The 20,370-nt window shown below is 36.7% G+C and carries 17 protein-coding genes, 1 tRNA gene and 1 pseudogene; 8 read left to right on the top strand and 11 right to left on the bottom strand.

Annotated features, from left to right (window positions below):
• Positions 1-89: 89 nt before the first annotated feature.
• Complete coding sequence (locus ACFIKB_RS05845; protein ID WP_015856668.1) at positions 90-542, bottom strand: GatB/YqeY domain-containing protein; 453 nt, start codon at positions 540-542, stop codon at positions 90-92.
• Between the two features lie 257 nt (positions 543-799).
• Here ACFIKB_RS05845 and carA point away from each other — a divergent pair, with 257 nt between their 5' ends.
• Positions 800-1,996, top strand: a complete 1,197-nt coding sequence (carA, locus tag ACFIKB_RS05840; RefSeq protein WP_375653018.1) for a glutamine-hydrolyzing carbamoyl-phosphate synthase small subunit — start codon at positions 800-802, stop codon at positions 1,994-1,996.
• 971 nt (positions 1,997-2,967) lie between these two features.
• On the opposite strand, the gene ACFIKB_RS05835 is transcribed toward carA, so the two are convergent.
• Positions 2,968-4,188: an MFS transporter gene (locus ACFIKB_RS05835; protein WP_375636138.1), complete on the bottom strand. Its 1,221-nt coding sequence runs from the start codon at positions 4,186-4,188 to the stop codon at positions 2,968-2,970.
• Between the two features lie 757 nt (positions 4,189-4,945).
• On the opposite strand from ACFIKB_RS05835, the gene ACFIKB_RS05830 reads away from it, so the two are divergent.
• Positions 4,946-5,782: a DUF1460 domain-containing protein gene (locus ACFIKB_RS05830; protein ID WP_375653017.1), complete on the top strand. Its 837-nt coding sequence runs from the start codon at positions 4,946-4,948 to the stop codon at positions 5,780-5,782.
• Positions 5,783-7,083: 1,301 nt separating this feature from the next.
• Here ACFIKB_RS05830 and ACFIKB_RS05825 read toward each other — a convergent pair.
• On the bottom strand, positions 7,084-7,992 hold the full coding sequence (locus ACFIKB_RS05825) for a cation diffusion facilitator family transporter (protein ID WP_375653015.1): 909 nt from the start codon (positions 7,990-7,992) through the stop codon (positions 7,084-7,086).
• A gap of 764 nt (positions 7,993-8,756) precedes the next feature.
• Here ACFIKB_RS05825 and ACFIKB_RS05820 point away from each other — a divergent pair.
• Positions 8,757-9,566 carry a TrmH family RNA methyltransferase gene (locus ACFIKB_RS05820; protein ID WP_375653014.1) on the top strand — a complete coding sequence of 270 codons (810 nt, stop codon included), beginning with the start codon at positions 8,757-8,759 and terminating at the stop codon, positions 9,564-9,566.
• A 272-nt stretch (positions 9,567-9,838) separates the two neighbouring features.
• Here the strand turns inward: ACFIKB_RS05820 and mnmA are convergent, their stop codons facing one another.
• Together mnmA and ACFIKB_RS05810 are read right to left on the bottom strand one after the other, a co-directional pair.
• Positions 9,839-11,068, bottom strand: coding sequence for a tRNA 2-thiouridine(34) synthase MnmA (gene mnmA / locus ACFIKB_RS05815; protein ID WP_375653013.1), 1,230 nt, complete (start codon positions 11,066-11,068; stop codon positions 9,839-9,841).
• A 139-nt stretch (positions 11,069-11,207) separates the two neighbouring features.
• Positions 11,208-11,411 (bottom strand): hypothetical protein, encoded by a 204-nt coding sequence (locus ACFIKB_RS05810; RefSeq protein WP_375644802.1) that lies wholly within the window; start codon positions 11,409-11,411, stop codon positions 11,208-11,210.
• A gap of 45 nt (positions 11,412-11,456) precedes the next feature.
• Here ACFIKB_RS05810 and ACFIKB_RS05805 point away from each other — a divergent pair, with 45 nt between their 5' ends.
• Positions 11,457-11,732, top strand: coding sequence for a DUF1153 domain-containing protein (locus ACFIKB_RS05805; protein WP_015856675.1), 276 nt, complete (start codon positions 11,457-11,459; stop codon positions 11,730-11,732).
• Between the two features lie 146 nt (positions 11,733-11,878).
• Here the strand turns inward: ACFIKB_RS05805 and ACFIKB_RS05800 are convergent, their stop codons facing one another.
• Positions 11,879-12,265: a hypothetical protein gene (locus tag ACFIKB_RS05800; protein WP_015856676.1), complete on the bottom strand. Its 387-nt coding sequence runs from the start codon at positions 12,263-12,265 to the stop codon at positions 11,879-11,881.
• A 565-nt stretch (positions 12,266-12,830) separates the two neighbouring features.
• Between ACFIKB_RS05800 and ctrA the strand changes: the two genes are divergently transcribed.
• Positions 12,831-13,532, top strand: coding sequence for a response regulator transcription factor CtrA (gene ctrA, locus ACFIKB_RS05795; RefSeq protein WP_015856677.1), 702 nt, complete (start codon positions 12,831-12,833; stop codon positions 13,530-13,532).
• A 223-nt stretch (positions 13,533-13,755) separates the two neighbouring features.
• Here the strand turns inward: ctrA and chpT are convergent, their stop codons facing one another.
• Positions 13,756-14,394: a histidine phosphotransferase ChpT gene (gene chpT, locus ACFIKB_RS05790; protein WP_375636132.1), complete on the bottom strand. Its 639-nt coding sequence runs from the start codon at positions 14,392-14,394 to the stop codon at positions 13,756-13,758.
• 216 nt (positions 14,395-14,610) lie between these two features.
• On the opposite strand from chpT, the gene ACFIKB_RS05785 reads away from it, so the two are divergent.
• Together ACFIKB_RS05785 and ACFIKB_RS05780 are read left to right on the top strand one after the other, a co-directional pair.
• The gene (locus ACFIKB_RS05785; RefSeq protein ID WP_015856679.1) at positions 14,611-15,207 is read left to right on the top strand and encodes a DUF1134 domain-containing protein; all 597 of its coding nucleotides are present in this window, start codon (positions 14,611-14,613) and stop codon (positions 15,205-15,207) included.
• Between the two features lie 27 nt (positions 15,208-15,234).
• A pseudogene (locus ACFIKB_RS05780) lies at positions 15,235-15,877 on the top strand (hypothetical protein).
• Positions 15,878-16,201: 324 nt separating this feature from the next.
• On the opposite strand, the gene ACFIKB_RS05775 reads toward ACFIKB_RS05780, so the two are convergent.
• Together ACFIKB_RS05775 and ACFIKB_RS05770 are read right to left on the bottom strand one after the other, a co-directional pair.
• Complete coding sequence (locus ACFIKB_RS05775; protein ID WP_375636130.1) at positions 16,202-17,320, bottom strand: DegT/DnrJ/EryC1/StrS family aminotransferase; 1,119 nt, start codon at positions 17,318-17,320, stop codon at positions 16,202-16,204.
• 49 nt (positions 17,321-17,369) lie between these two features.
• On the bottom strand, positions 17,370-18,326 hold the full coding sequence (locus tag ACFIKB_RS05770; protein ID WP_375653040.1) for a Gfo/Idh/MocA family protein: 957 nt from the start codon (positions 18,324-18,326) through the stop codon (positions 17,370-17,372).
• A 180-nt stretch (positions 18,327-18,506) separates the two neighbouring features.
• On the opposite strand from ACFIKB_RS05770, the gene ACFIKB_RS05765 reads away from it, so the two are divergent.
• Positions 18,507-18,583 (top strand) — tRNA-Met (locus ACFIKB_RS05765).
• Between the two features lie 534 nt (positions 18,584-19,117).
• Here the strand turns inward: ACFIKB_RS05765 and ACFIKB_RS05760 are convergent.
• Positions 19,118-20,119, bottom strand: coding sequence for a phage late control D family protein (locus ACFIKB_RS05760; RefSeq protein ID WP_375653039.1), 1,002 nt, complete (start codon positions 20,117-20,119; stop codon positions 19,118-19,120).
• The coding region (locus ACFIKB_RS05755) for a tail protein X (protein ID WP_375636779.1) at positions 20,119-20,370 on the bottom strand (252 nt) is incomplete at its 5' end. The genes ACFIKB_RS05760 and ACFIKB_RS05755, both read right to left, overlap by 1 nt.

The raw sequence follows: 20,370 nt of genomic DNA, 5'->3' as shown, positions 1-20,370 counted from the left end.
AAGATAAATGATATTTATCAAAATCCTACTGACTTACAAAGGCGAAGCACAATAAAAAATATTTCCCAATCCCCTTGAATTAATAAGATCTATTGCAATTTCTTACGAAGACTATTGCACACTTTAGAAAAATTCATTTGCCCCGCATACCGTTCCTTAAGCCATGCCATCACCTTACCGATATCGCGTAATTTTTCAGCTTTTGTTTGTGCTAAAGCTTCACAGAGAACCTGTTCTACTTCCATCTCCTTAAGTTGATAAGGAAGAAACTCACGAATAACTTCTATTTCTGCTTGTCCTCTCTCTGCCAATTCTAGGCAACCAGACTCTTTATAGACTCGCATCAATTCTTCACGCTGTTGAAGCATTTTAGTGAAAACAGACTGTATCTGCTGATCATCCACTTCTAACTTCCCTTGATCATAATAAAGGATATCACGATCCCTAACTGCAGCATTCATTAAACGAAGTGTAGCAAGACGCGCACTATCTTGCGCTTTCAAAGCAGCCCTAAGAGCCCCATCAATCTGGTTACGCAACATAAATTTATCCAATTTTGTTCAAGAAAAAAAGCCTTTTAACCAATCTTTATCCATCTTGCAATGGAGGATAAAAAAATAATTAAGGACTCGATCTTCGAAAAGCTAAAACAAGACTTTACCTCTTCATGGAATGTACTTATACTGCCTATTTCAAGCGAAACATTACCAGAATAATATACACAGCATCTGTTAAAGGTATGATTTTTGTGTAAAGTTGATCATTATACCTTTCAGAGAATAAATTGTGGATACATACTATGATACAAACGACTTCACCCAGCCACCCTTGGAGTATCAAAAAACCTACAGCCCTCTTAGTCTTAGCAGATGGAACCGTTATTGAAGGCAAAGGAGCAGGTGCTACAGGTATCGCTGAAGCTGAAGTGTGTTTTAACACCGCTATCACAGGCTATGAAGAAATCCTCACAGACCCGTCATACACACAACAAATCGTTAATTTTACTTTTCCTCATATAGGAAATGTAGGGGCAAATAGCGAAGATATTGAAGATCTCTCTCCTCTCAATTGTCATGGTGCTGTTGGCGCTATTTTCAAGGCAGACATTACACATCCCTCAAATTATCGTGCCAATGAAAATCTTCATCAATGGCTTAAAACGCGTAAAATTATTGCACTTTGTGGTATTGATACACGTGCGCTCACAATTCTTATTCGTGAAAAAGGTGCGCAAAATGCTGTCATTGCACATGATTCTAATGGAAATTTTGATATTCCTTCATTAAAGAAACGTGCGCAAAAATGGCACGGTCTCGTCAATCTTGACCTTACGAAAGACGTGACATCTCAATCATCAATGCAATGGGATGAAAAACCATGGAGCTGGAATAAAGGATACGGTACAAATAATGTGCACAATCTTCATATCATTGCAATTGACTATGGTATTAAACGCAATATTCTTCGCCTTATGGCAACACAAAAAGCACGCATTACTGTTGTACCTGCCCACACAACTGCAAAAGAAATTCTAGCAATGAACCCTGATGGCGTTTTTCTTTCTAATGGACCAGGGGACCCCGCAGCTACGGCTCAATATGCCGTTCCAACGATCAAAACGTTAATTGATCATAATTTACCAATTTTTGGAATATGTCTTGGTCACCAACTTCTCGCTCTTACGGTTGGTGCAAAAACCATGAAAATGCACCAAGGACATCATGGTGCCAACCACCCAGTTAAAGACCTCAACACTGGAAAAGTTGAGATTGTATCGATGAATCACGGTTTCGCCGTAGATTCTGCCTCTTTACCACAACATGTTCAAGAAACACATATTTCTCTCTTTGATGGTTCAAACTGTGGTATTCGAATCATTGGAAAACCAGTTTTTTCTGTTCAATATCACCCCGAAGCTTCTCCTGGACCACAAGATAGCCACTACCTCTTTCAGCATTTCTGTGATCTCATTATGAATTATAAAAAAATATCTTAAAATAAAATATCTCACTTTCTAGCTTCTCTCCTTTAAATTATATCATCTTCCCATACACAACTATATTATTTGTATACCTACAACTTATTGAATAAGTGTTATTATTTATCATTTTGCAACTAAGATGAGAGCACTGAATAACTTGAATTTTTCTCATGACCTCTCCTCTTAGAATTGTATTCATCAAAATCATTGGCTTCCCCCTAAGCAAGATAAGTGTGTCGATAAAAACCATTTTTAAAAAGAGTAAAGCACCTAACCGTACCAAGAGCTCAGAGCTATCGGAACATTAGAAACTAGCAAAGTGAATGATTGGTGCTGCATCTTTTATATACGTAAAGTAAGTAGTGTACAGCAGATCTTATACCATTGACAGTGACTTTTACCTTATATTCTTTATTGGCACTATCATGAAATTGGCGCAAACACATTGAAAGCTATTCCTTCAAATAAGTATTAGATTCATAATACAATTTTAAGCATTCTATTTTGCATGAGAAGCATAATTCCTATTAAAGAATAAAAAACTAAAGTGTGAGACCATGTAACAAATCTCTACTTTTTAAAAGATATTACCGTAGATGGTTTTGAAAGCTGCAAAGCCGAATAAAAAAGTGATGGCAAAACAGGAAACGGTTTTTCAATTTTACAACTTTATATTCTTCCAAAATGAGTTTTTTTCGATTCTAGAAGTGATGCAAACAAATATACGCAATATTTTACTTCCAATTTGCCATATAAAATTTGGAATTGTTCGCACAGTACTAATACATCTAACGCAGATACGTTTTAATCTTTGTTTTCAATATGCTGCTGCATTAGCACTGAATATTAATTTGCAAGCAACAGAAAAAATACGGACTCTACTATACAAACAATATCACAAAAAACTTTTTACCTATAAAATGATGCATTTTGTTTATCTTGTGCATTCTCTAGCAAAATAGTACGTACCAGCTCTCCTCAACAAATTAACGTACCCGCAAGACAAAAATAACTGTCGCAACGACAAGAAGAAAAAAGCCTCCAACAAAAGGAGCACCAGAAAAATAAAACTGTGCATTTTTATCTGTAAAACATTCAAAAAGAAACACATAAAAAACAGAACCAAATATTAAACTTAACGAAATAACAGATGTCATCGCTCCTTGCAGTTCTCCTTGTACATTTGTTGGTACCTGCGCTGAAGCAATAGCACGTATAGGTGCATGAACAAGATATTCAAGCATTGTACACGCACAAACCATATAAACCATCCACCCCTGCGTCGCAAATGTATAGCCCAGCATAGCAACGGAGGCAAACAAAAGCCCCACTATAACAATATGCCAATCACTCCATCGTTTAGAAAAATAAGGCAAAATGAGAGCGACTACAATAAATTGGCCTATCCCAAAAACACTATAGGAGAGCCCAATAGAAAAAGAACTCCAATCATAGCGTTCTTTTGCAATGAAAGCCCAAATGCTTAACCATACAGATTCCGCAAACCAATAAAGAAAAAAGACCAATAACACCCAAAGAACCATCGGATATTGTTTCAGGTGCCAAAAAGCACCTAAGGGATTTGCCCGCTTAATATCAAAAAAGCGCCTATTCCATAGAGAAAGAGTTTCTGGAAGCATAACCCAAGAAAAAATAAAATTAATGAGTGAAAAACCAGCAGCAAAATAAAACGGAATACGCGGACCAAACTGACCTAAAAAACCACCAATAAACGATCCTAAAATAAACCCCAATGCGGATGCAACGCCTAACAGACCAAAATTGCGTGTACGGGTTTTATCATCGGATATATCCGCAAGATAAGCTGTACAAGTTGCAAAACTAGCACCACTCATCCCTGACAAAAGACGCCCGATAAATAACATAGAATAACTCCATGCTATAGCACATATGAGGTTATCAAGAGCAAAGCAGATAATAGAGAGAAGCAAAATAGGACGACGACCATAACGATCAGAAAGATTGCCAATAACAGGAGCAAACAAAAACTGCATCACTGAATAAGCTGCAAGTAATTTTCCTCTTTCTACAAAAGATGTACTGATATCTTTTCCAGTTAATTGAGAAAAATATTCAGGCAAAACAGGACAAATAATCGCAATGCCAAGAATATCTAACAATAAAGTGATGAACACTAAAACGAGCCCACGCTGAACAAAATTCGGGTTAAGCATTTGGTCTTGCATAACATACACACTATTTTACGCATACAATTACTCCCCCGCTATCTTTTTACTCCCTTTTCCTTTTAAAAGTATTCTATACCATATACTTGTCACATATAAAATAATAACAAAGTAAAAATTTAAGTAAGAGTCAAGATAAAAATATAAAATTACATTTTAATTGGTATATCTTTGTCAAAGCATAAAAAATATTTTTTTGCATTATACGAACAAAATATTTGTGCGACCAACTCATAAACAAAATTTCATGAAACACAGAGCATTTCCAATAATTTTAGAGACATTATGATAGATTTTATCAGACATCATTTCCCCTTCTCATACCAACGTTTTCAGGAATCTCAATTCCACTTGATACGTTAGATATCCTATAGCAATTGAAACCTTTTAAAAGATAAGCTCTTAAAAAATTTTCTTACCCTCAGAATGTGCTATAAGATTAAAGCAGCATCACCCGAATAGCTTAACAACGTAAAAAGCTCATCATATTTTTTAAAAATATTCATTTGACAATCATTTTATTAAAAAAATAAGTATATTATAGAGAAATATTCTTTGATTCTATAATCTTAGAAACTATTCATATTGCTTGCAATTTGTGTAACCTTAAAAAACATGATTATATCTTTATATTCATTGATGCTCTTAATGATTATATGCTACCGTTAAATCTAATGATAATCATGATACGCATTTTAAAAATAGCACTTTTAGAAACAGTTAGTCATGAATTGTTAATGCAAAAATGGTGTATAGAATGCGAAAAATATCCCTATTAGTTCTCATTTTAATATTGGTAACAGGATGTGATGTTCAGGATTCTGATTCACAAGAGAGTATTTTAGGAAATAAAATAAAAACACAACAAACAAACAACGTAAACTTAGATCCTTATACTCTAAATAAATTAAATGCTCTTCTCAAAAAACGTTCAGAAACAAATTATCAGGAAAAAGGGGCACTAATTGGCTTTCTTTCTGAAGCTTTTTTAGGGACACCTTACCAAGCAAATATGTTACATGGCTCAGAAAATACACCAGAAAAACTGATTATTGATTTTAGAGGCTTAGATTGCTTCACTTATCTGGATTATGTTGAAGCATTGCGCAAATCAACATCCCAACCAGAATTCATAAATAACGTCATAAAAACGCGTTATATTAACGGTAATGTTCATTTTTTAAATCGCAAACATTTTTTTACAGACTGGGCTTATAGAGAATATAAACTCGCCACTGATATTACCGCTGAAATAAGTCCCCATGCGGTAAAAATAGAAAAATATCTCAACAAAAAAGCTGATGGTGGAAGCTATCTACCTGGGTTGCCAGTTGTGAAACGCACGATAACATATATTCCAAGCAACTTTATTAATGAGGAGGTTATAGGTCGTTTACAGTCTGGTGATTTCATTGGTATTTATACGAAACTTGCTGGATTGGATGTAACACATGTGGGCTTCTTTATCATGACAGATAAAGGTCCAATATTAAGAAATGCTTCTTCACGAAAAGCAAACGAAAAAGTCGTTGATTCTCCTTTTATGGATTATGTTGCAAAAACACCAGGAATCATTGTTTTAAGAGCTCTTTAATAACATTATAATGATATGAAATATCTTCTCTATTCTTAAAATATATACCATAGTTATTTAGGTAAACATCTAACTTCGTTCAAGCTATACGGATACAATATATTTGTTTACAGTTTTTAGAGAAAAAATTCGTTTTGATCTAACTTTGTTTATAGGTATGATAAAATCACTTGTGACGAAATCACGGATTTGTAATCACTTTTACTGGTTGAACCATAAAGACAGGCAAAACTCTACTATAGTATCACGCTTTCCTTTCATATTCTCAACCAAGAGTTATCTATAGATTACCGCTAATCTGATCTTTACGAATATAACACAAAAGACATAGACGAACGTTTGTAAAATAAGTAAAAGTAAAGCCAGATATGTTTGGTTGTTGTCTCATAAAGTATTTTATAAAAATTCGATCTATCTCTCTAATTTATTGCGTATAAATTTTTGACTTTATAGCATTATTTTCCTCATAAAGTCTTTGCTTTTTCTTGTTGTCTATACATTAAAATAGCCCTGATATAGCAGCATATTTATGATTAGGATGCACCAATACTGTACGAGTCATTGTAAAATTTTTGATGTCAGATTGGAATGAAAATATGAAGGCATCAATTAAAAACCAGTTTCTATCTTTAGCATCATTCTTTAGTTCAACTTTGCGATTTTCTAAAGCAACGACAATAATATCCTTTAAAGAATAGAGATATGAGCATTATTTTTTGTTTTTTTCATTCTTTAATGAGTCCCCCATTATTCATGCAATAAAGAACACTTAAAACAAAACACATTTTATCGATAAAACAACACATTTATTAGCAACAATAATGATGATTAATCTATGATCACAAACTTTAAAATTCTATTCATAACTTTTATATAAAGTTTATAATTAAATCTCATTAAACTTATTACGAAAGCTTCATTCCTCTTCGCCCTAAGAAACGAAACATCTACTCCCGACAGTCTGTAAACAATCCGTTCTCTTAAGTGAATTTAAGCTGCTAACCATTTCATGAGATTCACTTACACAAGAATACACCGGCAAGCCCTATTTTGAATATTTACTCCACACTCTAAAAACACTTAAAAGATCAAATTTTATATGCCTTATCTCACCACACCTTAAATGACAGTGTTTTAACGAAATAGAATAAATCTTGCTTAAATACTCTGTTTAACCTTTATACTTGACTGATGCAAAAATTAAATCAACGAAAGAGCATCATTGTATTTTCGAGAGGTATGAATCGCCCCATTATAAAAAACGACCCCCATAACATGACAGGCAATTTAAAAAAATCTTTTTATATAAAAGGGATCACCGTTGTACCGGGAGGCAATTTTGCCTCATCTTCAGGCTCGACATGAATAGAAATACGCACATTATCAAATTCTTTTTGAAGAACACCTTCGATTTTATCACAAATTTTATGTGCCTCTCCTACCTGCATTACAGCAGGCACAACCAAATGAAACTCTATAAAAGTAACCCTCCCAGCAACACGCGTCCGTAAATCATGGACCTCAAGCGCACCCGATGCATTTGCAGAAATCAGCTCCCGAATCCGCATGCTTTCATTCAATTCAACGCCGACATCCATTAATCCCTGAACAGCATTTCTAATCACCTTCCAGCCCTGTAAGAGAATATTAACGGCAACGATTATCGCTAAAATTGGATCTAAAACTCCCCATCCTCCTACAAAACCAGCAATCAGACCAATTAAAATTGCAAGAGAAGTAAAAACATCCGTTATAAAATGCACTCCATCAGCTTTAAGCGCCGGTGAGCGATGGTGTTTTCCCTGCCAAATAAGAACCATTCCCCACATACAATTTATGACAGTTGCAATAAGATGAATAACAAGCCATATTCCAGGCTTCTGCAATAATTGAACGGTAGAAAGAGCTATCCATGCTTCTCTTAAAATAACAATTGCCGCAATAATAATGAGTACCCCTTCAAGAATTGCGGAAAAATATTCCGCTTTATGATGCCCAAAGGGATGATCATGATCCGCTGGCTTCATACTCACTTTAACAGCCCACCATGCTGCCGATGACGCAAGGATATTAACTATTGATTCCAATGCATCAGAATAAAGTGCAACCGAACCTGTGATGTGATATGCCCAATATTTCAAAGCAAAAACAATACACGCAATAAAAATAGAGTATAAAGTTAAGCTTTGTATATTGATTTTTACATCCATGAGCCTCATCCTTTTCTTCACGAAATAGGGAATTAATATTTTCAACCATATCATTATACTTTTGGCATATCGACGATATTTCCTCAATATTACAGAAGCTTCATCATACAATAAACGCCCCAGCTCACCATTATTATCGTAAAAACTGCTCAGTTACACGAACAGCACCAATAAAGGAAGAAGAAAGGAAAATAATAAACAAAGAGCTTTCCCAAGAGCAATCAAACACATCATCTTCATTATTAATCGTTTTCTGAATAACTTAAAGCCATTTCACATCTCATAAACAAAAAACTTGTTTTTGCTCAAATGTATCATGATCATGCGTTATTTTTCAGTCTTATGATGTGCATTATAACCCATCTATAAGCCATCTTTGCACCTTAGAAAAATATCTTAGCGCTCTACTGTAACCTTACAGATCAACTGGATTTTAAAATATGATTTACTAAAAAATTGAGATATAAAAAAGAAGAACAGTGATACCCTCAAAAAAAGAATCTGGGCATTGGGGACCCAGATTCTTTTCCCTTAGAAATTAAGGGCATACAGAACTTGGGAAATAGCGGGGACCCAAGACACTGCACCCGATACGAGAAAAATATATGATTCCGTACCAGTGTTTTTATACTATACCTATGGTTGTATATTGTCAACATAAATTCTACCATAAGTTTTAAAATAATGTTTTTTTATCTCTTTTTTTTTAATAAAATAAATTCTAACATCTGGAAATCATAAGAAAAAAGCACTAAAAATCTCGCATGCATTTGAATATCATAACAATCAATGAAACAGATGATCCACGCCTAAAAGCCTATCATAATATCCGTGAAAAAGATCTTGTTGGACGGCAACATCAATTTATTGCTGAAGGCAAAGTAACCTTGTCCGCATTACTGCACTCGAAAGAGTTTTCTGCCATCTCACTGCTCATCGTAGCAAACCGTCTCTCTGGACTTCTACCGCTTTTAGAAAAAACACAGCCTCTATGTCCCATTTATTGTGTTCCACAAAAAGTCATGGATAATATCACCGGCTTCCATGTTCATCGTGGTGTCTTGGGTATTGGTAAACGCAAAACACTGCCATCCTTACAAAGTTTTCTACAACATCTTCCAGAAAAAGCTTTGATTCTTGTTTTATGTGGTATCTCGAATCACGATAATATGGGATCAATTTTTCGTAATGCAGCAGCCTTTGCCAGTAATGGCATTATTGTCGACAAAACCTCATGCGATCCACTTTATCGTAAATCAATAAGAGTTTCTGCCGGCGCTGCTTTAAAAGTACCCTATACGCAAAACGCTGATATAAATGACATTATAGCTGCTCTAAAGGATAAAAGATTTCATCTTTATGCACTCTCCCCTTCTGCTTCACACACTCTCAAGCAAGCCAACAAAACTAAAAGAATGGCACTTATTTTTGGAACAGAAGGCGATGGCTTACCGCCCCATATACTACAACAATCAAAAACCTTACGTATCCCCATGACTAACGGTTTTGACAGCCTTAATGTTGCCACAGCCTCAGGTATTGCACTTGCCCATTTTACCAACTTTGACCACTAAAAATGATAACACTTTAAGTTGTAAAACATATCCAATGTTGTATGTTATTCATCAGTCCCAATAATGTTGCTGTTCCCTAGCATTTGAAAGCATTGATTAAAAAGCATTTTATATTTTTCTTATCAATGCTTTCCACACCCTAACCCCGCTCATGACGTGCAAAAGACATAATTTTGATGGATCCAATCATAAAACAAACTCTCAATGAGAGAACCTTCTGGAAGTCTCTCATTCAAGTTTAAGGTTAAAAATTATCGTTATAAATCAATTGACTATGTTTTACGAAGCTGTTGTTTTAGTTCAGAGGAAACAGAATCTTTTGTTTCGAGATTGCATAAAACGCGCTTTAACATCATTTCAGTATCGGCCGCACGTTCTGAATGTGTTACAAATCCTCCCCCAAGAATACGTGCCTCATGACCATTTCCATCATAAAGAACGCAAGCTTGCCCTGGTGCCACACCATTTTCACATTCCAATAAATCAACGGAAAAAATACCTTCTTTATAATGTAAGCGCGCAAGGTGAGGAGGACGCGTTGAACGCACCTTTACAGCTACCTCAATACCTTGAGAAGGAAATTTATCTAACGACTCATCACCAAGCCAATTCACATCACGTAAAAAAAGCTTATGCGTTTCTAACATTTCACGCGGTCCAACAATAACACGTGCATTTTCCACATCGAGATAAACTACATAAAGCGCTTCACCCGTTGACACCCCAATACCACGACGTTGACCAACCGTATAATTAACAATTCCCGAATGTTTACCTAAAATCTTTCCATCAATATGGACAATAACGCCAGGATTAGCGGCTTCTGGACGCAGTTTTGCGATAACATCTGAATATTTTCCTTGTGGAACAAAACAAATATCCTGACTATCATGCTTATTGGCAACCACAAATCCCATTTCTGCTGCCATTTCACGAACGCGGGCTTTTGGAAGATCACCAAGTGGAAAACGCAAATAATCAATCTGTTCTTGTGTCGTTGCAAAGAGAAAATAACTCTGATCACGATCATTATCGAGAGGACGAAAGAGTGCTCGATGCGCTCCGTGGGAACGCGAACGAATATAATGTCCCGTAGCCAAAGCATCTGCCCCCAATTCACGTGCTGTTGCTAATAAATCAGCAAACTTAACCGTTTGATTACATGCAATACATGGTACTGGTGTCTCTCCATGAGCATAGCTTTCTGCAAAAGGGTCAATAACAGCTTCGCGAAAACGCTTTTCATAATCAAGAACATAATGCGGTATTCCTAATGTTTCTGCAACGCGGCGAGCATCCTCAATATCTTGTCCTGCACAACATGCCCCCACCCGATGCGTTTCTGCCCCATGATCATAAAGCTGCAACGTAATGCCAATAACATTATACCCTTCCTTTTTCAAAAGACCTGCAACAACCGATGAATCAACCCCCCCCGACATTGCAACAACAATGCGAGAATCCTCAGGTTGTCCTGGTAAATCAAGACTGTTTAAAAACATGTATTCATTCTCTATTTAATGCTCTGTTTAATGGCTACCCATATGTTAACATTTTGATGTACGCTCTTCAGCACTTTTACACGATTGATTGTCTTTATATTGTTTTTTTATCTTTTCCACAACCATAGGCATTACTTTCTTAAAGGCTGCTGCAAACAAAAAAAGAATGATAGAAATAAGGCATAATGGCAATCGTTTGGGAGAAAACCTTTTTTGCTCTTTTTAAAATCTGAAAAATATTACAAGAAGCTCTTCTACACACTTCACTTAAACTTCTTTTTACGTGCTCAATCACTTTATTAATTTTTTCTTTCAGCGTGTTTAGCTCTTTTTTAAATTTCATGCTCTATAAACGAATCAAGTCCTTGACTAAAGGTAGAGGATACGAATGACCAATTTGATAAAAACACAAATGAAATATGTTATTGGGCCAGATGGAAGTCCGCTTACAATTGCCGACCTACCGCCGCAAACAACACGACGCTGGGTGATTCGTCGCAAAGCTGAAGTTGTTGCGGCTGTCAGAGGTGGATTGTTAAGTCTTGACGAAGCGTGCCAACGTTATACTTTGACTGTAGAAGAATTTCTTTCATGGCAAAGTTTGATCGATGAACACGGTTTAGCGGGATTACGAACGACCAAGATTCAAAACTACAGGCATTAAGTTGCCATTAATTATGATTCGATAACATAAAAAAACTTATAAAACAGCCAAATTTGATAAAAATTTGGCTGTTTTATACTATACCCAAAAGATAAATCTGAAAGAATGGATTTTTCAATAATTGCTTTTATCATCCAACCATTGAATTAGCCAACCATTGAATTAGATTGAATCAAAATATCCTCATCATCCGCAGCAATCTTCTTTTCTCGTGCTTCCAAAAGCTGTGCACGTTGCAGCTCTGTATTAGCTTCATGGAGAGCAATTTCAGCGTTTGTTTTTTGAAGCTGTAAATCACGAATTGAATTGATCAGATTATCACGTCTTTGCCGCGCTGCACGCGCAAAAGCAGAATAAGCGAAATGGTGAACATCATTGTTTCCAGATTTACGTTCTTCATGAGTAATCTGTGCTTCCAGCTCTAACACCATTCGTTCAAATTCTGCGATCATCATCTCAAGCTGTGCAATTTCACGGCGTTTTCCACGCACTTGAAACATCCTCAATCGCACCATATTTTCTCGCGGCTTCATACTCACTACTCCTTGATTGCGCCAACTCAAAACTCGCATTCACACCCAATAAATATCTTTTAGTTATATGTCTATCCGACAAAAACAGTCTATTGACTTGAAATTATAATAATTTTCGCCTTTCATTAAAGCATCTGAAAATACAATCTGCTTTAAAGAGCAATAACTATTTCTTTACTTTTCCCTCCATTATAAAATGAAGAGGTTTAAAGCTCAGTAAATAAACACTGAAATTGTAAAAAAGTAATTTATAATGCTCTTTTACAAATTTTTTTAAGTTAAAGTTTATAGAAAAAGCCGTTCTTTTTTTATTATGTTAAAAAATATGCGATTTTTCTAAAATAATTTTGTAGCCTCTTTCAAAAATAAAAATATTTTGTTAACCACTATCATGGATAGTGGGGAATTTAGTAGTGATTGTTACGCGTACTACTGAAATATACATAAACACTTTGTTATAAGTGTTTGATTTCATGAATTGTTTTTATAACAGTGGCTTTGCTAACTGATTATAAAATAGAAATGCTCCTTATGATTCGTGAAGGAGCGAAGTGAGGGATCTAAAATGCGCGTATTATTAATTGAAGATGATAGAGCAGTTACTCAAAGCATTGAGTTAATGTTAAAGTCAGCTAACTTTAATGTTTATATCACTGATCTGGGTGAAGAAGGTATCGATTTAGGAAAACTCTATGATTATGATATCATTTTGCTTGATCTGAATTTGCCCGACATGTCAGGATATGATGTCTTGCGGACTCTAAGGTTGGCAAAAATAAAAACTCCTGTCCTAATCCTTTCTGGTATGAATGCCATTGAAGACAAGGTCCGTGGTTTTGGCTTTGGAGCTGACGACTATATGACGAAGCCTTTTCATAAGGATGAACTCATTGCACGTATCCATGCAGTTGTTCGTCGTTCTAAAGGGCATGCACAATCGGTTATTGTTACCGGTGATCTCACTGTTAACCTTGATGCAAAAACCGTCGAAGTTGCAGGGCGCCCCGTTCATTTAACCGGAAAAGAGTATCAAATGCTAGAGCTTCTCTCTTTACGTAAAGGTACCACCCTTACTAAGGAAATGTTTCTCAATCATCTCTATGGTGGAATGGATGAACCAGAACTAAAGATTATCGATGTTTTTATCTGTAAATTGCGGAAAAAATTGGAAGCAGTCTCTTCTAGTGTAAATTACATTGATACAGTTTGGGGACGTGGTTATGTATTACGTGATCCAGTTGAAGAGAACGTACGAAAAACCGCTTAAGCAGTGAAAATGCACTTTGTAAAATCTCGGAGTGTAGCGGGCCGAGATTTTTTCCCGAGATCTGTTCTCTGTTAAAAGTAGAAAACTCGCACACCAAGAATCTCATATGGAAAGCGCTTAAAGCTTAAGAAGTAACCACACAGAATTTACACATATAACCCTATTGCTCATAAGTTCAATCGAAGCCACTTTTCCCAACACGGCTTAAGCGCTTCTCTCTTATTCAAAGCTTTTTTACACTTTCTAAAACAATACAATGATCACTTTCATCAATATTTATTTTCATCTCTGTCATCTGAGAAAGTAACATTGTGTAATAAAATTGGATGACATGTGCATCAATAAGCTCTTCTTGAACTTCTCCACGAAATAACGCAAGAAAATGAGGGGGTATACGGAGAGTTTTACCGAAAACCTCAAATCGAAAAGAACGTTTATTTTCTTCTTGCAAAATCATAACAACAATTTCACCACCACGAGAAACTGTTGCGTTTGCAATCAATAATAAATTAAGCAAAAGTTTAACTTCATCTTTTGGTAACAATAAAGAAGAAGCTTGCCATTTTAAAGTTGCTTTTTCTTCTTTCATATATTGTTGAGCAACCTGCTCTGCAGCCCGTGTATCTATTTGTCCTCCACTTGCACCAGCAAAACCAAAAGCCAATCGCGCAAATTGTAGACGTGCAGCAGCACTCGCAACGGATAAACGCACCAATTGTAAAGCATCTTCTTCAGCTCCTCCTTCATCATAAAGCTCCATTGCATTTTGAATAGCCCCCACAGGTGAAATCAAATCATGGCAAATGCGACTACAAAGCAAAGCAGCAAGATCCATAGGCTTCAAAGAAATATCTAACTTCATAATGATTGAAAACTCCTAGATTCAAAAAAACAAACTTTATTTTAAAGAAAAACTCTTAATATCTGATGCATAGTAGGAAACATTAACAATCATGCTAAAAAAATTTCAGAAATAAATTCAAGAATTTAAATAACCTTATATCTTATTTTTTATTTGAATAGAATGAAAATTCTAATATTATCTTTTTGTTTATCACTAATAAAAGGAGAAAACTCCATGGCTCTCTCTCTGCTCAAATACTGGTACAAAAATATTATATCTTTAATCCTCCTTTTATTCATCACCATAAACACTGCACATGCTCAACTACAACCAATAGAGCAAAACGAACCCCATTATTCACTCCAAGAAATTATTGATTCTGGTCATCTTTTTTTTGGAAAAACAGCTAGTGGTCTGGCTGTTGCAATTCAAAATATTTTTTCACAATACGGTTATCCCAATGCCTATATTTTAGGAGAAGAAGCTTCTGGTGCCTTTTTTGCTGGATTAACCTATGGCGAAGGAAAGGTTTTTACCAAAAGCTATGGTCAACATAAAGTTTTTTGGCAAGGTCCCTCAGTAGGATGGGACTTTGGCGGCCAAGGCTCCCGTTTAATGATCTTAGTTTACAACCTTAATAGCATAAATAATTTATGGAAACGCTATGGTGGTATTTCAGGTTCGGCCTATTTAATTGCAGGTGTTGGTTTTCATGTCCTCAAATACCATAATACCTTGTTAATCCCAATACGTACAGGAATCGGCGCACGCCTTGGTATCAATATAGGATATTTAAAATTAACACCTAGACCGACATGGAATCCGTTTTAAACGTATTCTTATTTGAAAAGGGGTATTATGCTTATTCAATCGTTTCTTTTTTTTATTCTTGGAGTTGCTTTCACTTCTTGGGTACTGGTGCTTTTGTCTCCTTTTATTTGGCGTAAAGCCGTTCATTTTGCGTATAAAGATGTTTGTGCGCAAATGCCATTATCACTCGCGGAAATAGAAGCAAATCACGATTTTCTTCGTGCACAACATGCTGTAGAATTAGCAAAAAACCAACAAAAGTACGAGTTTTTGCAAAAAAAATACGCCCAACAAAAAATACAACTGAGCCAAATAACAGAACAATTTTATCGGCTATGCCTCCCCATACAAGACACTCTCACCAAAGAAGCGATAGCAATCAAACAAAATATCGCCACAATACACACTTTCAAAGGAAAGAAAAATGATGCGTGAAAAAATCGCACACTATCAGCAACGTTTACAAAAAATCCAAACTCATGAGCTTGACACGACTGCTAACCACCAATTGCTGGAAGAACTCCGTGAAGAAACAAAAGAACTTGCAGCAACATTGGCAGCTCAAATAGCGCTACAAGAGGGGAATACATCACCCATCAATACATTGATTCAAAAATCAAAAAACAAAAATGACCTCGCATCACGTATTCGCAAAAAAATCACTTGTCTCTCCAAAAGCTCTGTTAAATAAGTTATCTTTTAAAACACCTTGAATGAAGAGTAAAACCAACAAAGGTTCATTGTAACTTTCATAACCCAAATCCTTTTTATTAAACGTGACTTTCTTGCTAAGCTAAACGACAAAGTTTCTTAACCCATACCGTTCTGTTAAAAAGCATCTTCTTGTCTAGCAGATTCCACTTGCTAATCATATCACCGCCCTAAAGGACAACATTTCATAGGTCCTAGAAAGCAAATAATACCAAAAACATTGGTCACACGCTCTAACAAAAATACCTTCTAAGATGGGTCACCAATAGAGCTCTTACGATAATTTTAAGGATAAAACACGCTCTCAAGAGTGATAAAAATCTCTTATTTTTTGGATAATCATATCCTGATCCGTTTGTGTCAAGTAAGGATGCATTGGTAAACTTAAAACACACTCTCCTAAAGACTCTGAAACAGAAAGGGAATCTTTTACATAAGGAAAGTGTTTATAAGCTGGCTGTTGATGTAACGGAGTTTTATAATAAATCATTGTAGGGATAGATTTTTTTTGTAAAAAATCTTTTAATTTATCACGTTCCTTTACCTTAATCGTATATTGTGCATAAGCAGAACGAATATTTTCTCCTATTTCTGGAACTGTAACAATATCTCTTAAGCCATTGGAATAGCATTGAGCAATTTCTACACGCTTTTCCATTTCATCTTCAAAGATCGCAAACTTTTCTAGTAAAATTGCAGCCTGAATGCTATCTAAGCGCGAATTCATGCCAATACGTACATTGTCATATTGCGTTTCACCTTTACCATGAAACAAAATAGAGCGTAAAAGTTCTGCAAAATGATCATCATTGGTCATCATAGCGCCTCCATCGCCATAACATCCTAATGGTTTTGCAGGATAAAAACTTGTAGCAGCCACATCACCAAAAGCACCGCACATAGTATTACCGCTTCTTCCACCCATAGATTGAGCAGCATCTTCAATTACAAAAAGATTTTCCTTTGCAGCCACTTGAGCAATTTGCACATAGTCAGCAGAAAGCCCAAATAAATCAACAGCAATAATAGCCTTTGGCTTTAAACGTCCCTCTTTTTTTACCATTTCGATAGCGTAAGAAAGTTTTTCAACATCAATATTGAATGTATCAGGTAAAACATCAACAAAAACAGGCTTAGCCCCCACTAAAGCAACCACTTCAGCCGTTGCTGAAAATGTAAAACTAGGACAAAACACAGCATCCCCTGGACCAATATTTTTAGCCATAAGAGGCATCTTCAAAGCATCTGTTCCATTAGCACATGCAATCACATGTTTAACGCCAAGATATTCTGCCAATTTCTCTTCAAATTCTGTTACTTCTGGTCCCAAAATATACTTACCACTAGCGACCACATGTGCAATTGCAGAATTAATTTTATCTTCAATACGCGCACGCTGCGCCCCAAGGTCGATGAATTGCATATTAACTCCATTGATCATCACAAGAATGCAAAAGCGCTACCTATCTCTTTTATCTATCATAATTGACACCAGCAGCTGTTAAAATCCGTAAAACCGCAATAGCATCATCACCATTTGTACGAGGTGATTGACGCGTTTCAATGCAATGAAGAAAGTGCCGTAATTCGCAAGTAAGCGGCAAATCTTCACAAACATCAATATAATTCAGCTCATCCATGCTAAAAGCCCACTCTTGATTTTCTTTCCAAACGGCAAAATGGTGCATTGCCAATTTACGGCTCCACGGTTCCATATCATCAAAAACGAGCATAGCTTTTGTTCCAACAACAGTTAAACGTCTCTCACGATAAGAACTCAAGCGTGAAGTAAAAAGATGACTACGCACACCATTTGGAAAAGTCATATGAATATGAGAAAAATCAGAAATCTGATCAACGACAGCAGCCCCCTCACCGCGAATTTCGGAAGGTTCACACCCTGTCAACGCCAAAATCATTGAGAGATCATGAGGCGCAAGATCCCATAAAGCATCGCTGTGTGTGTGAAATTTTCCAAAGCCTAATCTATGAGAATAAATATATCGCACATCTCCCACTTCTCCGTTTTTCACCAATTCACACATTTTTTCAAAAGCCGGATGAAAACGTAAAATATGGCCCACCATAAAAACTCGCTCATAAGCCTCAGCCTCCTGAACTTGGCATTTAGCATCAGAAACATTCAAGGCTATTGGTTTTTCCACCAAAACATCTTTACCATTTTTAACAGCACGGAGCACATTTTGCGTATGCAATTGTGGCGGCAGAGCTAATACCAGCGCATCAATATCTCGATGCGTAAAAAGATCATCTGGTGTAACAAGCTCTACACCATACATCGTTGCAAAACTAGCAGCACGATCATTATCAATATCAGAGACTGCTGCCAAAGCCCCGAGAGAATGGAGTGTCCGTATATGATTTTCACCCCAATGACCGCATCCTAAAACCGCTACACGTGGCACCATTTTCATGCCTTACCCTACTTTATCATATAAAATTACACTTTTACATATCGAGGATAAAATAGAATGACAAGAGAAAAGCTTAAAAACGATGCTTGACATCTTACTATTCTACCCCTTATATCCGCAAAAGATGTAATTCTTTACAATTATGATTGCTTATTTTGTATGATTGCTTATTTTGGCGGAGTAGCTCAGTAGGTTAGAGCAGAGGAATCATAATCCTTGTGTCGGGGGTTCAAATCCCTCCTCCGCTACCATTACTTTTTTGTTGTGTAGCTGTAGCTTGTGTAGCTGTGTAGCTTGCCAGCGGGTTTTGTATAATTTGCCACTAGGTTTTGTACCAATTTATTTTTTCTCAAAGAGTTTTAAAGTGGTTCTCAAAGGATCTTCAAAGACCTTTCAAAGATCGTTTAAAGCCTCTTTTCTTTTCTGCTCAAAATCGCAATTTAAGATGATCAATCAAATTGACTGATGATTTTTCTGTATCCTAAGCACATTATTCAGGACATTATTAAAAAGAGAAGCGTTTAAGGAATTCGGTCAACTTGACCAAATTGCTCTTCAGTCTGCAATTGTGCAATGTTTGCACCATTGCTCCTTTTAGGAATTGGGTAAACAATACCTTATTGCTGTACTCATGCAATTGGATCAACTTGATCCTATTTCTCGTTTTAGCAATTGGGACAAGTTGTCCCTATTCCTTACCTCCACACCAAAGTGCGAACTTTTGATTTTGGTCTCAATACTCTTCAACACCGATCAAAGGGTCAAGTCGACCCTTTGATTTTTTGTCACTCAGAGTTTTCCTTTTCTCTTGTTTTGTTTCCCTTGTCCGGTGCTTCGAGTGTAATTTCTGTGGTGTATCCGCTTTGTTTCTCATAGCAGTGGGTGACGGTAGCGGCTTTCCATGGACCATTGATTTCGCCTCGAAACCCTTGCAACACTAGAGGTTGATCCGCCATGATTTCAGGGTGTCCCTCAAGGGTCAAAGAACCACTGCCCACAGCACGACAAAGTCGGTCTGATTCTGATGCAGCAGCAGCCAAAGCCTCTTCCTTGCTGGTGTAACAAGTGCGAAGACGCCGCACGGGACCGCTAAACCCTGTATGATGTTTGACTTGGCATTGCTGCCCTTTTGAACGATCAAAATAAGAAGCTTCAATGGTGCCATATTGCGTGCGTGGCTCTAACGTGAATTCCCAACTTGAACAGTCATGCTTATGGATGTCGAGTGCTGGTAAATTGTCACCGCTTAAAAATAAAAACTTATTGTCCTTGATCAAAAAACGTGCCTGCATGCGGTCGGCAAGGCGGGTTAGAAAATCAACAGCCGATTGATCTGTGCGAATCACATAAGGCAAAGGTTTTTTAGTGAACTGGGGACTGACCTTTGCTTGATAGCCATGGCGTTTGGCCAGTGTCTCAACAATCTCAGCAACAGTTTTGTGATCAAAATGCTCACTCACCTGTTCTTTAAGCTCTTTACGCATCGAGGCACTTTTGCCACAAAGGCGCAAAATCTCTCCATCACTGCCCCCACAACTTACAACCGATTCGACAACAAAACGCCCCATAAAAGCACTGATGCTGTTCTCATAGCCAAAGATCACCTGCAGAGCGTTGCCCGTTTGTGGAACCTCTAAATCATTGCCATTATCATCAAATTCTGCTTCAAATGTATCGGCTTCATTACCGGCATGGTCCGTAATGGTTGCGGTTAAAAGACGCTGATAAAAAACCTCATGAACAGGTTTATCTCCCACCTTGACCACAATAAAGGGGTATGTGCGCATTAATCCCATAACCGCTTCACCATGCTTTGGGGATTAGACAACACAAATTCAGGTAGAATAACCGTTAAGCCCCGCGGTAAAAACACACCATATTTGGCAATCTCTGGATTGGCTTCTAGTGTGGCTTCTAAATAGCCGTTTAGTGCCCCAACTTGGATGCGGTCTCTGAACACTGCCATGGCATGGTGAAAGCAGATAAGATCAAGACTCATATCCTCTAGCTCTACAACAACATGCTTTTCTGGTATCTT

This window comes from Bartonella sp. MR110HLJHH (genome assembly GCF_042194225.1).
GTDB lineage: Bacteria > Pseudomonadota > Alphaproteobacteria > Rhizobiales > Rhizobiaceae > Bartonella > Bartonella grahamii.
Note: the sequence above shows the minus strand (reverse complement) of the source record. Positions and strands in the feature narration are given on the sequence as shown.